The 13,617-nt window shown below is 71.3% G+C and carries 14 protein-coding genes and 2 pseudogenes; 9 read left to right on the plus strand and 7 right to left on the minus strand.

The features are described from left to right. Positions 1-401: 401 nt before the first annotated feature. From AC07AL_RS35730 to AC07AL_RS35760, 7 genes and pseudogenes are all read right to left on the minus strand, one after another. A complete protein-coding gene (locus tag AC07AL_RS35730; RefSeq protein WP_400812461.1) occupies positions 402-1,535 on the minus strand; it encodes a PIG-L family deacetylase in 1,134 nt (377 codons plus the stop codon). Then, complete coding sequence (locus AC07AL_RS35735; RefSeq protein ID WP_478319405.1) at positions 1,532-1,951, minus strand: NUDIX domain-containing protein; 420 nt, start codon at positions 1,949-1,951, stop codon at positions 1,532-1,534. Before AC07AL_RS35735 ends, AC07AL_RS35730 begins: the two co-directional genes overlap by 4 nt. Positions 1,952-1,953: 2 nt before the next feature. Then, positions 1,954-2,466: an HIT family protein gene (locus AC07AL_RS35740; RefSeq protein ID WP_478319406.1), complete on the minus strand. Its 513-nt coding sequence runs from the start codon at positions 2,464-2,466 to the stop codon at positions 1,954-1,956. Beyond that, complete coding sequence (locus tag AC07AL_RS35745) at positions 2,463-2,939, minus strand: GNAT family N-acetyltransferase (RefSeq protein ID WP_400987734.1); 477 nt, start codon at positions 2,937-2,939, stop codon at positions 2,463-2,465. Before AC07AL_RS35745 ends, AC07AL_RS35740 begins: the two co-directional genes overlap by 4 nt. A gap of 151 nt (positions 2,940-3,090) precedes the next feature. After that, the gene (locus tag AC07AL_RS35750) at positions 3,091-3,573 is read right to left on the minus strand and encodes an NUDIX domain-containing protein (protein ID WP_363589251.1); all 483 of its coding nucleotides are present in this window, start codon (positions 3,571-3,573) and stop codon (positions 3,091-3,093) included. Between the two features lie 41 nt (positions 3,574-3,614). Continuing rightward, positions 3,615-4,109: pseudogene (locus AC07AL_RS35755) on the minus strand (winged helix-turn-helix domain-containing protein); the annotation flags it as partial. Positions 4,110-4,277: 168 nt separating this feature from the next. Continuing rightward, on the minus strand, positions 4,278-5,594 hold the full coding sequence (locus AC07AL_RS35760; RefSeq protein WP_478319407.1) for a helix-turn-helix transcriptional regulator: 1,317 nt from the start codon (positions 5,592-5,594) through the stop codon (positions 4,278-4,280). Between the two features lie 263 nt (positions 5,595-5,857). Here AC07AL_RS35760 and AC07AL_RS35765 point away from each other — a divergent pair. From AC07AL_RS35765 to AC07AL_RS35805, 9 genes and pseudogenes are all read left to right on the plus strand, one after another. Continuing rightward, a pseudogene (locus AC07AL_RS35765) lies at positions 5,858-6,103 on the plus strand (Gfo/Idh/MocA family oxidoreductase); the annotation flags it as partial. 3 nt (positions 6,104-6,106) lie between these two features. Continuing rightward, a complete protein-coding gene (locus AC07AL_RS35770) occupies positions 6,107-6,658 on the plus strand; it encodes a Gfo/Idh/MocA family protein (protein ID WP_478319419.1) in 552 nt (183 codons plus the stop codon). 225 nt (positions 6,659-6,883) lie between these two features. Continuing rightward, entirely contained in the window at positions 6,884-7,846 is a 963-nt protein-coding gene (locus AC07AL_RS35775; RefSeq protein ID WP_363633326.1) for a phosphoglycerate dehydrogenase, read from the plus strand. Further along, on the plus strand, positions 7,843-8,640 hold the full coding sequence (locus AC07AL_RS35780; protein WP_363633328.1) for a hydroxypyruvate isomerase family protein: 798 nt from the start codon (positions 7,843-7,845) through the stop codon (positions 8,638-8,640). The genes AC07AL_RS35775 and AC07AL_RS35780 overlap by 4 nt, the downstream gene beginning before the upstream one ends. Beyond that, complete coding sequence (locus AC07AL_RS35785) at positions 8,637-9,311, plus strand: aspartate/glutamate racemase family protein (RefSeq protein ID WP_478319408.1); 675 nt, start codon at positions 8,637-8,639, stop codon at positions 9,309-9,311. The genes AC07AL_RS35780 and AC07AL_RS35785 overlap by 4 nt, the downstream gene beginning before the upstream one ends. A 173-nt stretch (positions 9,312-9,484) precedes the next feature. After that, positions 9,485-10,882 (plus strand): GntT/GntP/DsdX family permease, encoded by a 1,398-nt coding sequence (locus tag AC07AL_RS35790; RefSeq protein WP_478319409.1) that lies wholly within the window; start codon positions 9,485-9,487, stop codon positions 10,880-10,882. 42 nt (positions 10,883-10,924) lie between these two features. Beyond that, on the plus strand, positions 10,925-12,196 hold the full coding sequence (gene otnK, locus AC07AL_RS35795; protein WP_478319410.1) for a 3-oxo-tetronate kinase: 1,272 nt from the start codon (positions 10,925-10,927) through the stop codon (positions 12,194-12,196). After that, positions 12,193-12,867 carry a 3-oxo-tetronate 4-phosphate decarboxylase gene (gene otnC / locus AC07AL_RS35800; RefSeq protein ID WP_363633335.1) on the plus strand — a complete coding sequence of 225 codons (675 nt, stop codon included), beginning with the start codon at positions 12,193-12,195 and terminating at the stop codon, positions 12,865-12,867. The genes otnK and otnC overlap by 4 nt, the downstream gene beginning before the upstream one ends. A 79-nt stretch (positions 12,868-12,946) precedes the next feature. Then, a partial coding sequence (locus AC07AL_RS35805; protein ID WP_478319411.1) for a substrate-binding domain-containing protein occupies positions 12,947-13,617 on the plus strand: 671 nt, incomplete at its 3' end.

Genomic DNA, 13,617 nt, shown 5'->3' on the forward strand with positions numbered 1-13,617 from the left:
GGAGCCGGTGGACAAGGTACGCGCGCGGTCATGGCAGCACCCCCGAAAGACTCTCCTCACCGATACTGCCGACCTGACCCCATGTCAACAAACCATCAGTAAAATCGCTCTCCCGCTGCGCACTTCGCAGGATGGCATGTGTTCGGACCGGGCTGACCGGGCCGACGCCCGCACCGGGGCCCTCGGGTGCGCGCGCGGCCGCCGCGGCGGGAACCGCCCGGGTGCGGCTCGCGGTGACGAACCGGCCCTCTGGCAGCGGGGTTCACGGCGGGCCTCGCCTGCTCAGAGCGCGGGCACCGCCCGTACCGGCGCCGGACTGCCGGTGCCGGTACGGTGTTGTCCGTCCGGCGGGGAAGTCGGTTACTGGCATCGGGGTCTGTGTCCTGGTGTCTGTCGGCCCGTCAGGCCGATCCAGCCGGGGGGTGTCGGGGTGGCGCGGTGAGTGACGTGTAGTGCTCGGTTCCGAGGATCCGGTACCTGACGTCCTCGGGCAGGCGGGTCAGGATTCCGGGGAGCGGGCGCTCTCCCTCGACCTGGCTGCGGTGGGCCGTGATCGCGGCCCACTTCTGGTCCAGCCACTGGCGTACATCGCATGTCACGTCGGCCAGGGTGTCCGGGACGCTCAGCACGGATTTGCCGACCCGGCTCAGGAGCGGCCCGAGGTCGGCGATCGCCGAGTGGGGGTGGGTGGCCATGTGGACGGCGGCGGGCTGCCAGGGCTCCCCGGCGTCCGGGTAGAGGTGTTCGAGTCCGGAGGCGGCGATGGCCAGCAGGCTCGCCCGGTGGGTCTGCCGGTGGTCCGGGTGGCCGGTCAGTTGCCCGTAGGCGTCGTGGGTCAGCACGATGTCGGGCCGAACCGCGCGGATGTGCCGCACGATGTCCTCGACCACGTGGTCGACGGGCGCGTCGCACAGCCGCGGCCGACCGGGAGCGGATTGCGGGACGCGGGCGTCGGCGTAGCCGAGCATCCTCGGCGCGCCGGCGCCCAGGATGTCCAGGGCGTCGGCGAGTTCGGCGGCGCGGTGGCTGTCCTCGGCCCAGGTTGCGGTGACGACGGCCGTCCGGGCGCCGGACGCGGCGTGCTGGGTGAGGGTGCCGCCGACGAGGAGCGATTCGTCGTCCGGGTGTGCGAGCACGGCGAGCAGGGACGGCAGGGGTGGCATGGCAGGTCCTCCTTGTTCGGCGGGCGCAGGGTGAGTGGCTGGTGACGGCTGCCCGGGTCGGAGGCGGGCGGCGAGGGTGGCCATGTCGGTGGTGAAGCGGCCTGCGAGGTCGACGCCGGTCTCCTGGGCGATGACCATGAGCGAGAACAGGCAGTCGGACAGCTCGTGGCCGATGGCCCCGGTGCTCGCGGCCACGTCGGCGCGGTGGCCCTGGTGGGCCATGACCAGTTTCGCGAGGTCGCCGACGTCGCCGGTGAAACCGAGGACGAAGTCCGACAGGCCCCAGGTGCGACCCAGCTTCCGCCGGTTGATCTCGTCGTAGAGGTCGCGTACTTCGCCTGCGGCGGCGGACATCTCGTCCCAGGTGGTCATCGGCTGCTCCGTTTCGGGTGCGTGGTCGGGCGGGATCGGCGGCGGGTGCGGTCGTGTTCGGCGGGGTCGGGGGCGATGCGTTCGAGTTCCTTGTCGGTGAGGTGGCCGCCGTCGAAGGTGACGCCGATCCTCCAGGGCCACGGTGGTTCCGGCGGGGTGAAGGAGAGCATCAGGGGGCGGGGGGCGTCGTCGTGGGCGGCGGGGACGAAGCCGATCTCCTCGGCGGTCTCGCGCAGTGCGCATGTCCACGGGTCCTCGTCGTTGTCGAGGAGGCCGCCGGGGTAGTGGTATTCGCCCGGGTGGTGGGCGGAGGTGAGCAGGAGCGGCCGGTCGTGGCGGTCGGTCAGGAAGACGCCGGCGTAGGAGATGCCGTGCGGCAGGGTGGGGACGAACCGCTCGGGCGGGACGAAGACCATGGTCAGGCTCCTTCCTGGCCGTGACGGCCGGGGTGGCCTAGCCGGGTGCGCAGGTCGGCGGCGAGGCGTTCGGCCCGGCCGGGGTTGTCGGGCAGGAGGCCCGCGCCCTCGGTCATCAGCGCGTGGAACTGCTGCTGCTCGTACGGGATGCCGGGTGGTAGGGCGGCGATGTGCCAGTGGACGTGGGCGTTGCCCTGCATGCTGCCCAGGCTCAGCAGGTAGAGGCGTTCGGTGGGGACGGTCGCGGCGAGCGCGGTCGCCACGCGGTGCACGACCAGTTGCAGGGCGAGGTACTGGTCCTCGGTGAAGCCGCTGACGGTGTCCTCGACGTGGGCGCGCGGGGCGACGAGGAGCTTGCCCGGCAGGGTGGGATAGCGGTCGAGGAAGGCGACGTGGACGCCGTCGTCCAGGACGATCCGGTGTTCGTACCCGGGCTCACCGGCGAGCATCGAGCAGATGAAGCAGGGGCCGTTGCGGGCCCGCTCGTTGTAGGCGTCGAGGTCGAAGGCGGTCACCGCATCCAGCCTTCCGAGCCGGGGCGCAGCGCCATGTAGCCGTCGACGGGGTCGAATCCGAGGGTGCGGTAGAGCGGGGCTCCGGTTTCGGTGGCACGCAGCTCGATCGATCCGCAGCCGCTGTGCCGGAGTGCCTGGACCAGGGCGGTGGTGACGGCGCGTGCGTGCCCGCGGCGTCGGTGGGCCGGGTCGGTGGCCACGGTGTGGATCCGGGCCCACCTGCCGGTGGGGTGGGTGGGGCCCCGGTAGCCGCGGTAGACGATGCCGATGGCGCAGGAGGCCAGCGTGCCGTCGTCGGAGGGGACGACGTAGGCGAGCAGGTTCGGGTCGGTGCCGAGCCGTTCGCGCATGTCGTCGCGGAAGGTGGTGCGCCAGTCGTCGGTCAGCCGGGCGCCGTCGAGCACCGCGACGCGCAGGCGCAGCAGTTCGTCGGCGTCCTCGGGGCCGGCGGGGCGTACGGGGGATCCGGTCATGCGGGACTGCCTCCGGGGTTCGGTGGTCACTCGGGTGGTTGTCGGGGGAGGCCGGGGCGGACGAGGTGTCGGTCGGTGCCGCCGTCGGGCCGGTGCACGGCGCGGTAGGCGTACGGGATCCGGTTGGTGGGGAAGGGTGGCGGTGCCTTCCTCAGTCCTGGACCAGGTCGCGGGGGTCGGCGCCCTCGGCCCAGCCGTGGGTGGAGAACCCGCGGCCACCGGACAGGTACGCGGACAGGGCGGCGTGGGAGGACGGGAACATCGGCAGCGGCAGCCCGCCCTCGGGCGACCACACCACGGCGAGGTGCTTACCGGGCTCGGTGTTCGTCAACTCGCCCTGCCAGGCGGTGGCGAGGAAGACCGACAGCAGGAAGGGGCCCTTGCCGTCCCAGCCCTGGCGGACCTGGATCGTGTGGACCAGTCGCAGGTCGCACGGGTCGACTTCCAGCCCCGTCTCCTCCGCCAGTTCACGGGCGGCGGCCTCGTCCAGGCGCTCGCCGACCTCGACCTTGCCGCCGGGGATCGTCCACACCGGCGTCGTGCTCCAGCTGTTCGTCGCGTAGTTGATCGTCGCGACCCGGCCGCCACTCCGGTCGTGGACGATGACGGCCACCGCCTGTCGCAGGCTTTCCACAGCACTACCTCCAAGGACGCTTGATCACTGACTTCGGCTCGTCAGGGTGATGTTGGGGTGTCGAGGGTCAGGCCGGTGCCGGCTATGAATCCGTCGGGTGTGTCGGGTCGGTACTGGAGTCGCTTGAGTCGGTTGCGGACGAGGGTTTCGAGTCGGTCGAGGGCGACCACGGCAAGGTTGGCGAGGCTGTGCTTGACGTGTGCCCAGACCCACTCCACGGGGTTGAGGTCGGGCGAGTGGGCGGGAAGGAGGAAGACCGTCAGCCGGTCACGCTCGGCGATCAACTCGCCGATGGCGTGGGAGATGTGGGTGTTCAGGCGGTCCCGGACCAGCACGATCGGTGCTTTGGCGAGGTGGTGGACGCCGTCGACCAGAGCGGTGAAGTCGCGCTCGGCCACCCTGCGTGCGGGGACCTGCGGACTGAAGCCGAGCCTGTGCATCGGCCTCGTGGCGCCCGAGACGCTGTACGAGACGTGGAACTTACGCCTGATCAGCATGGCCACCCGCGCAGCCGTCCACACCTGGTCCTCCACCCAGCAGCACTTCTCGCTGATATCGGCGCGAAGCCCGGCCCCGCGACCCGCATGGGTCCGGGCTTCGCAGACTGGCGCTTGGCAGCCTCCTGGCGACGGCGGCTCGGATCATCCTCTCCGGGATCATCCTCTCCGGGCCGCTGATCACCGCGACTCTGATCTGGGCATCCGTCACGCAGCCCGGACGCGCTCGATGAGATCGGCGACGCCGTCAACCTGGCGGTACGGCTTGAACGCCGGCGCGAGCTCGCGGACCAGGCTGACACACCGCTCGGCGCCGATGCGGGTGGCCAGATCGAGGGATTCGGTGGTGACGGCGAGAGCCTGCTCGACGTCGTTGGATTGCAGGAAGCCCTTGGCCTGGTAGGTCAGGAAGATGCCACGCGTCTTGTCCCGGGCCTTGGGCAGGAGGGCCAGGCCCTCGGCCATCCTGACCCGCGCCTCGTCGGCCCGGCCGAGATCGAGCAGGCACTGGCCGGAGTCGACCGCGAGGTCCGCAGGGCGCATCCACGCGCACCAGCCCGGCGCGGGGTCGCTAGCCCGCGTCGACAGTGCGGTCTCGGCGTCGGACAGGTCGCGGTAGCACGCGGAGCGTTCGCCGAGCGCGGCGTGGGCCCTGGCCCGCCGGAGGAACAGCAGCGACCGGGCGGTGGGGTGCTTGGTACCGGACAGTGCGTGGCCGAGCTGGTCCACCGAGATGTTCGGTTGGCCGATCCAGTTCGACTGGTAGGCGAAGTCGGAGAGCACACCGGCGCTGAAGTCGCGGTCACCTGCGGCGTCGGCGGCTTGCAAGGCTCCTGCCCAGAGCTTTCCCGCGGCGAAGTGCTTGCCCTGGTCGAAGCGGTACCAGCCGCAGGTGGTGGCCAGTGACGCGGCCAGGAGGTGCAGCCGCTTGGCGACGGGCTCGGCGTGGCCGCCGCCCTCGATCAGGTCGGTGACGGTCGCGAGATGAGCGTCCGTCAGCTTGATCGTGTGCTGGCGCTGTTCGGTGGGCAGGGTCGTCAGCTTCGCGCTGGTTTGCTCCAGCCAGTCCACGAGCCCGGGGTCCACGGCTGTCCTGCCGTCGAGGGCGGAAGTCAGGCGATCGGGCTCGATCGTGGCCCACTGGGCGGCGAGGCCGGCCAGCGAGACGGCGCTGAAGGTCATGAAGCTGCGGCGGTCCATGGCGGCTCTCTGTGCATCTCGAAGTGCTTGGACGGTGTACGCCGATCCCAGTGGCAGCGGAACCTCGCGGCCGGGCAGCCAATCGGGCCACCCGAACAGCTCCATGTCGGCGATCGGAACGTCGAAGGCTTCCGCGATCAGGATCTGGGAGTGCAGGTTCGGCTGCTTGCGCCAGTTCTCCCACCGGCTGACGGCCGTCTTGTCCGCGCCGGAGCGGAGCCCGTGCTTGCGGGCGGCCCGGTCGAGGAACACGACGAGGTCGCTCTGTGACCACCCGCGCAGTTCACGGGCGTAGGCGAGGGGGTGCCGGATCGGGTCGTCCACGGGGCCAATTCCATCATCGACAGTGACGGACAGCCTACTGCGCGCGAGCGCGGGACAACCCCGGGACTACAGACAATGCCTGTCCAGGAAACCGGAGTTGGCGCTGTACTCGACACGCATCGACAAGTTCCCTCACGAAGCGGAAGGAGTCAGCCCATGAAACGACGCGCGGCGGTCATCGGCCTCGGACACCAGGCACTCGAAGACCACCTTCCCGGCCTGCTCGCCTCCAACCGGGCCGAGTTGGTCGCGCGGTCTGCGACAGCGACCCGGACGCCCTGCGGGCCCAGCAGGACACGCACCACGTCCCGGGCTTCACCCGGGCCGCCGACCTGCTGGACACCGTGGCGCTGGACTTCGTCATCGTCGCGGTCCCGCACCACGCCGGCCGGGCCGTGATCGAGGAGTGCGCCGTCCGAGGCGTGCACGTCCTCAAGGAGAAGCCGTTCGCGACCTCCCTGCCCAAGGCGCGCGAGTTCGCCTCGATCTGCCAGCAGGCCCAGGTGGAGCTGATGGTCACGCTCCAACGGCGCTTCAACCCGTTCCACGCGTCCGTGGTTCAGCTCCTGGACCAGATCGGCACCCCATTCTTCATCGACGGCCAGTACACCTTCCACACCGACGACCCCGGCGCGGGCTGGCGCGGAGACGTCAGCCAGGCCGGCGGCGGCTGCGTCATCGACATGGGCTACCACATCGTCGACCTGCTGCTGTGGTACTTCGGGATGCCCAACCGGATCATGGCCGACTTCTCGACCGCCGCGCTGCCCGACGGCGGGTACGACGCCGAGGACACCGCCGTCATCCAGCTCGGCTACGACAACGACCTGTACGGCACCGTGCGCGGAGAACGGCACCAGCACGCCGATGCTGTCGGCCCGCTCCCGGCACGCCTCTGTCCGCTCCCTGGAGCGGTGCGCCCGCCCCGGCGTGGACGCCGTCGCCCGACACGTCACCGCCCAGGACCCGGCCGCCCGCGGCCGTTGACTGGGCGGGGGAGGGCAGGACCACCGCCGAAAAGCTGCTGCACACGCAGGGGTCTAGTATCGGCCCCATCACTATAGTATTTTATTTGTCGCGACCCGATAGGTCGATGGAGAGGCCGTAACGGCCGGAGAGGTAGGACGGTCTTGGCCGGAGAGCCGACAGAGCCGACAGAGCCGACAGAGCCCATAGAGCCGACGGGGCCGGGAGAGCCGACAGAGGTGACGGACCGGGCAGCGCAGCACGCAGCTCCACTCCACGGGCGCGTCCTGGTGACCACGGGCTGGTTGCGACCGGGGGACGCCGTGCACCGCCACCTTGCCGCGGCCGGGCTCGACGTTGTGCACGGTTCGGTCGGGGACCGGGCCCGCGGCGGCGCGTCCTTGCCGGAGTTGGTGGGTTCCGTCGACGCGATCGTGGCCGGCACCGACCCCTTCGGCGCGGAGCTGTTCGAGGCGGCGCCCCGGTTGAAGGTGATCGGGCGTACCGGGGTCGGCTACGACAACATCGACCTGGCGGCGGCGACCGCACACGGTGTCGCCGTCTGCCCGACCCCGGGAGTCAACCGCCAGTCCGTGGCCGAGCACACCATGGGGCTGCTCCTCAGCCTGGCCCGCAGGATCCCGCAGAACGTCGCATCGGTCCGTGCGGGCGGGTGGGACCAGGCCGGCGGACGCGAGTTGGCCGGTGCCACGCTCGGCATCGTCGGTCTGGGCGCGATCGGCAGACTCGTGGCCCGCTTGGCGCAGAGCTTCGGCATGCGCGTCGTCGCCTACGACCCGGCCGTCGACCGGGACTACGCGACCGAGCACGGCATTCGCGTGCTCGACCTGGAGCAGTTGCTGGCCGAGTCCGACTTCGTCAGTCTGCACCTGTTCCTCAGCCGGCAGACCCACCACCTGCTGGACGCAAAGGCATTCGCCCGGATGAAACGGGGTGCCTTCGTGGTCAACACGGCGCGCGGCGGCGTCGTCGACGAGAGCGCCCTCGCGGACGCGCTCGCCTCCGGCAGGCTGGCCGGCGCCGCGCTGGACACCGTGGAGAAGGAGCCGCTGCCGTCCGACAGCCCGTTGCGCTCCTTCGACAACGTGCTGGTGACGGCACACATCGGAGCCGCCACGGTGGAGTCACGTGCCCGCTCCGGGATGATGGCCGCCCGGTCGGTCGTGACGGTGCTACGGGGTGGACGTTCCGAACACACCGTCAACCCAGGGTCGGCCGCTCACGCAGCGGCGCGCACGCGGCGGCCGGAGGCGGACGGAAGATGACGACGTTTCGTTTCGACGCCAACCTCAAGTGGCTTTTCACCGAGCTGGAGTTCGAGGCGCGCTTCGACGCGGCCGCAGCCGCCGGCTTCGCCGGAGTGGAGTTCCCCTCGCCCTACGGCTACGCCGCTCCCGTCCTTCGGCGCCGGCTGCGTGACGCGGGGCTGACCCAGGTGCTGATCAACACGCCCATGGGCGCGCCCGGAACGCCGACTCGGTCGGGACTGGCCTGCATCCCCGGCCTGGACGGCGAGTTCCGGGCCGGTGTCGAGCGCGGTCTGGAATACGCCACCGCGCTGGACTGCGAGCTGCTGCACGTCGTCGGTGGGATCGTGCCCGACGGGGTCGGTCGGGATCGGGCGTTCGCGTGCTACGTCGCCAACATCGCCTGGGCCGCGGAACAGGCCAGGGAGGCCGGAGTCCGGATCGTTCTGGAGGCGCAGAACAAGCGGGACTGCCCCGGCTTCGTTCTGCAGTCCCAGGAACAGGCGGCCGCGGTGGCGGAGGCGGTCGGCGGGGATCAGGTCGGGCTGTTGCTCGACTTCTACCATCTGCAGATCGACGAGGGCGATCTGATCCGCACCTACCGGCGTTTCCAGGAACGGGTGTGGCACCTTCAGGTCGCCGACCCGCCGGGCCGGCACGAGCCGGGGACGGGAGAGATCGGCTGGCGGGCCGTGCTGCGGGCCGTCGCCGAATCCGGATACCCGGGCTGGATCGGCTGCGAATATGCGCCGGCCGGTGAGACCGTGGCGGGGCTGGACTGGGTGCGGCGGTTCCGGGGAGCGGCGGCGTGACCGCGCCCCGGATCGCGCTGATCAGTGCCGTACCCACGGCGATGGCGCCGGCGGCCGAGGCGCTGCGTGAGGGCTTCCCCGAGGCCGAGGTATGGCACCTGCTGGACGACCGGCTGCTGGCGGACACCGACGAACAGGGCGGTCTGACCGCGACGCTGCGGGCGCGGATGCACCGGCTCATCGAACACGCGGTGCGCGGGGGCGCCGACGCGGTTCTGCTGACCTGTTCGCTGTACGGGGTGGTGGCGCAGGAGGCCGCCGGCGGGGTCGCCGTGCCGGTGCTGGCACCGGACCAGGCGGCGTTCGAGCAGATCGCCGCCGGCGGGCTCCGGCACGTCCTGGTGGTGGCCTCGTTCGAGGCGGCGTTGCGGGACTCGGTGGACCGGCTTCGCACGGTACTGGCCTCGTCCGCACCGGCACCGGGGGTCGAGGTGGCGGGTCTGGTCGTGCCGGAGGCCAAGGCGGTGACGGCCGCGGGAGAGCGTGACCGGCTGGTGTCGGTGCTGGTGGAGGGCGTGTCGGCGGCGATCGCGGACGCCGACGCGGTCTTCCTTGCCCAGTACTCGCTCGCCCCCGCGGCCCGCGCTCTCGCGGCGGCCCTGGAGATGCCGGTGGTGTCCGGTCCGGCGAGTGCCGCGAGCGTCCTGCGCACGTTGCTGTCAGGCCCTTGAAACCCGCCCGCTAAATCCTGTAGTCAAGCCAGCACTGAGCGAGTTTCTGAGTGATTCGTATAGGCGGAGCGCCGTGGCTGCACCCCCACCTGGGCAGCCCCCTCGACTGACGCTCCCGCGATAGAAGCTCCCGCGATTGACACTCCCCGCCCGCGCGAACAGAGAGGTTTGGCGTGGCCCCATCATCTGAGGTCGGCCTGCTGGTCACCGGCTTCGTCGGCATAGTCGTCGTCGTCCTGTTGATCACGACACGGTTGAAGGTCCATCCCTTCCTGGCGCTGGTGATCGGCGCTCTGGGTATCGGGCTCGTCGCCGGGGAGAAGCCCGCGGCGGTCGTCCAATCCGTCACCTCCGGGGCCGGCGGAACGCTCGGGCAGACCGGACTGATCTTGGTCCTGGGCACCATCCTGGGCACCGTGCTCGCCGAATCCGGAGCCATCCGGCGGCTGGCCACCGTGCTCACCCGGGGCCGTTCCCTGCGCACCATCCCCTGGATGGTGAGCCTGCTGGCCTTCGTCGTCGCCCTCCCGCTCTTCTTCGAGGTCGCCCTCGCGGTGCTGCTGCCGCTCCTGTTCAGCATCGCGCGGGAGGTCGAGACCACCATGCTCGACAGTGAGGGCCGCGACGCGAAGGGCAGGAGGACTTCGCCCTACCTGCTCGTGGGTGTCCCGGCACTGGGCACCGTCGCCTCGATCCACGCGCTGGTCCCGCCCCACCCCGGCCCCACCGCCGCCGCGACCGCCCTCCACACCGAGGTCGGGACGGTCATCGGCTACGGCCTGCCGGTCGCCGTCATCACCATGGTGGTCTCCGGCCAGTTCCTGGCCGGCCCGATCGCCCGCCGCGTCTTCCCGGTGCCTCCGCCCAGACTCGTCGAACAGTTCACGCTCAAGGCCGATGACCGGACCCCGCCCGGCATCGCCCTGTCGGTCATCCCGGTGGTGCTGCCGCTGATCCTGGTCGTGGGCCAGTCCGTGGTCACCGTCGCCCACCTGACCGGGGGTTGGGCGAGTGCGCTCGGCTTCGTCGGCCAGCCGGTGGTGGCGCTGCTGATCGCGGTGATCCTCGCGGTCATCGGCCTCGGCTGGGGGCGGGGAGTCAGCGGGCAGCAGCTGAAGGGCCAGGTCGACGACAGCATCGCGGCCATCGCCCCCATCCTGCTGATCATCGGGGGAGGCGGCGCCCTGAGCGGGGTCATGCTGGACTCCGGGATCGGCAAGGCGATCGCCCACCTCACGCACGGCCTGGGCGTCTCTCCGCTCATCCTGGCCTGGGTGATCGCGGCCCTCATCCGGTTGGCGGTCGGCTCGGCGACCGTCGCCATCATCACCGCCTCCGGGATCGTCGCCCCCATGGTGCCCGAGACTCCCGGACTGCACCCGGCGTTGGTCGTCCTCGCACTCGGCTGCGGCTCCATCATCTTCCCGCACATCAACAACGCCGCCTCCTGGCAGGTCAAGGAGAGCTTCGGCATGTCACTGACGGACATGTTCAAGAGCTTCACCGTCATCGAGACCACCGTGTCGCTGCTCGGCTTCGGCTGTGTACTCGCCATATCCGCCCTGGCCTAGGGCCTCTCCTCCCACGACCGAGCCAGACGGAAAGGAAACACCATGATCGGTGTGATCGCCGACGACGTCACCGGTGGCACCGACGTCGCAGCCGCGCTACGACGTCAGGGCCTGCGCACCCTGCTCTGCTTCGGCCCCCCCGACGAACTCCCGGCGCAGCAGCCCGTCGACGCCGCCGTCATCTCGCTGAAGACCCGAACCACCCCAGTGGCAACGGCAGTTGAGCAGAGTCAGGCCGCCGCGCTGAGGCTGTCCCGAGCCGGAGCCAACCGGCTCTACTTCAAGTACTGCTCCACTTTCGACTCCACCGCCCAGGGCAACATCGGCCCGGTGCTGGACGCACTCGGCCAGGCGACCGGCGGCGGCCCGGTCGTCACCACACCGAGCTCGCCCGAGCACGGCCGCACCCAGTACCAGGGGTACCTGTTCGTCGACGGCACGCTGCTGGCCGAGTCCCCGATGCGGCACCACCCCCTGACACCCATGCGGGACTCCTTCCTCCCCAGGCTGCTCGATGCCCAGTCGGCCCACCCCGGCTGTGCTGTGCTGGACCACACCGTCGTCTCCGGCGGCGCCGACCGGATCCGCTCCACCATCCGTCAACACGCCGGGCACACCCGCTACCTCCTCGCGGACGCGCTGACCGACGACGACCTGTACGCGATCGCCCAGGCCTGCGAGGACCTGCCGCTGGTCGCCGGCGCCGCGGGGTTGGCCGGCGCGCTCGCCAGAGTGCACGCCGAGCGCTCCGCCTCCGCACCCGGCGACCGGGCAGGTCGGCCCGTGCGACCGGACGGTCCCGCGGTCGCCCTGGCCGGAAGCTGTTCCAGGCGCACCCTGGAGCAGATCGATGCCATGCGCGCGGCGGGCCGCCCCGTCCACCGCCTCGACCCGCTGACCGACCGGGAACCGGCCTCCCTCGCCGACCGGGCACTCGCCTGGTACGACGATCTCGGCAGCCGGGCGACCGAAGCAGGGCCGCTGATCCACTCCTCGATGCCGCCGCACGCACTGCGGGACGTCCAGCACGCCCTCGGCCTGGAGCGGTCCGCGTCGATCCTGGAGGCTGCACTCGGTCGCATCGCCCGGGGACTGGCCGAACGCGGGGTGACCCGACTCGTCATCGCCGGAGGAGAGACGTCCGGTGCGGTCGTCAGCGCGCTCGGCGTCGACGGAGGCCAGGTCGGCGCCGAGGCGGCCCGCGGGGTCCCGTGGATCCACACCGCCGCCGGTCTGGACATCCTGCTCAAGTCCGGGAACTTCGGCGAGCGGGACCTGCTGCTCACCGCCACCGCCGCAGGGGGTGCCCGATGACCTCGCGCTCCCCGGACCGCCGCAGGGGGCGCCGCGCGACCGGACCCTCCCGGACCGCGGCAGGCGAGGAACTGGTCCGCACGGCACGCTCGTTGTTCTCCCGCGGCCTCACCCACGGCAGTACCGGCAACCTGTCCGTCCGCACCCCGGAAGGGATTCTGGTGACCCCCACCGGCTCCAGTCTGGGCACGGTCACCGTCGACCAGCTGTCCCTGGCCGACGAGTACGGGCGGCACGTCGACGGACCCCCGCCCTCCAAGGAGGCCTTCCTGCACGCGGCAGTGCTCCGCGCCCGGCCCGACGCCCAGGCCGTCGTCCACACCCACTCCACGCACGCGGCCGCGGTCTCCTGCCTCACCGGCCTCGACCCCGAGGACGCGTTGCCGCCGCTGACCGCGTACTTCGCGATGCGCATCGGACAGCTGCCGGTCCTGCCGTACCACGCCCCGGGCGATCGCGGCCTGGAGGAGGTGGTGGAGGAGACCGCCGGGCGCAGGCACGCCATGCTGCTGAGCAATCACGGCCCCGTCGTCGCGGGCGCAGCCCTGGCCACGGCGATGGACGCGCTGGAGGAACTGGAGGAGACGGCCCGGCTCTTCCTCCTGCTGCGCGGCCTGCCGACGCGGCCGCTGACCGGGGCCGAACGCGCCGCGCTCACCGCGTCCGCGTAGTCCCGACGCCGAGCCCCGCACCCCCGCCGCGGCACCGATCGAACCGGTGCCCGGCCGAGAAGGAAAGAGTGAAGACATCGTGTCCGACAGCAACAGTGCCGACACCACCGCCCGGCACTCCCTCACCCTGTTCAGCGCCCTGGCCGTCCGCAAGGCGCTGGACGAGGTCGTCCTGCCCGCCTTCACCCGGGACAGCGGGGTGAGCGTCATTCCCGTGTTCGACCCCACGGTCCAGCTCGTCCGCCAGATCGACGCGGGCACACCCTTCGACGTGATGATCGGTGTCACCGACTCCTTCTTCCCGCTCGCCGAACGGGGTCTGGTCGACCTCGACACGCGTACCGCGATAGCCCGTACGGGAGTGGGACTCGCCGTACCGCCCGGCACCGCGCACCCGGACATCAGCACCCGCGACGCCCTCGTCACGACCCTGTGCGCCGCTCGCAGCGTCGCCTACTCGCGGACCGGGGCGAGCGGCCTGTACTTCGCCGGGCTGCTGCGTGACCTGGGCATCGCCGACGAGATCAATGCCAGGGCGACCGTCATCGAGAAGGGCTTCATCGCCGAGGCCGTCGTCGACGGCCGCGCCGACATCGCCATCCAGCAGTTGAGCGAACTCCTCTTCGTGCCCCGGGGGGGAAGGGGGGGGGGGGGGGGCAGAAAAGGGGGGGGGGGGAAGCAAGGGGCGGGGGGAGGTGGGCGGCTCGCCCGCCAACCCGGTAGGATGAGCGGTGGCCGGGGCGTAGTGGT

The organism is Kitasatospora sp. NPDC043949 (genome assembly GCF_056435365.1).

Excerpts from the sequence above, each read along its gene's own strand:
- AC07AL_RS35730 (WP_400812461.1), bottom strand. The coding sequence starts at position 1,535 with ATGACCACCTGGGACGAGATGTCCGCCGCCGCAGGCGAAGTACGCGAC.
- AC07AL_RS35735 (WP_478319405.1), bottom strand. The coding sequence starts at position 1,951 with ATGGTCTTCGTCCCGCCCGAGCGGTTCGTCCCCACCCTGCCGCACGGC.
- AC07AL_RS35745 (WP_400987734.1), bottom strand. The coding sequence starts at position 2,939 with ATGACCGGATCCCCCGTACGCCCCGCCGGCCCCGAGGACGCCGACGAA.
- AC07AL_RS35770 (WP_478319419.1), top strand. The coding sequence starts at position 6,107 with ATGGTCACGCTCCAACGGCGCTTCAACCCGTTCCACGCGTCCGTGGTT.
- AC07AL_RS35780 (WP_363633328.1), top strand. The coding sequence starts at position 7,843 with ATGACGACGTTTCGTTTCGACGCCAACCTCAAGTGGCTTTTCACCGAG.
- otnK (WP_478319410.1), top strand. The coding sequence starts at position 10,925 with ATGATCGGTGTGATCGCCGACGACGTCACCGGTGGCACCGACGTCGCA.
- otnC (WP_363633335.1), top strand. The coding sequence starts at position 12,193 with ATGACCTCGCGCTCCCCGGACCGCCGCAGGGGGCGCCGCGCGACCGGA.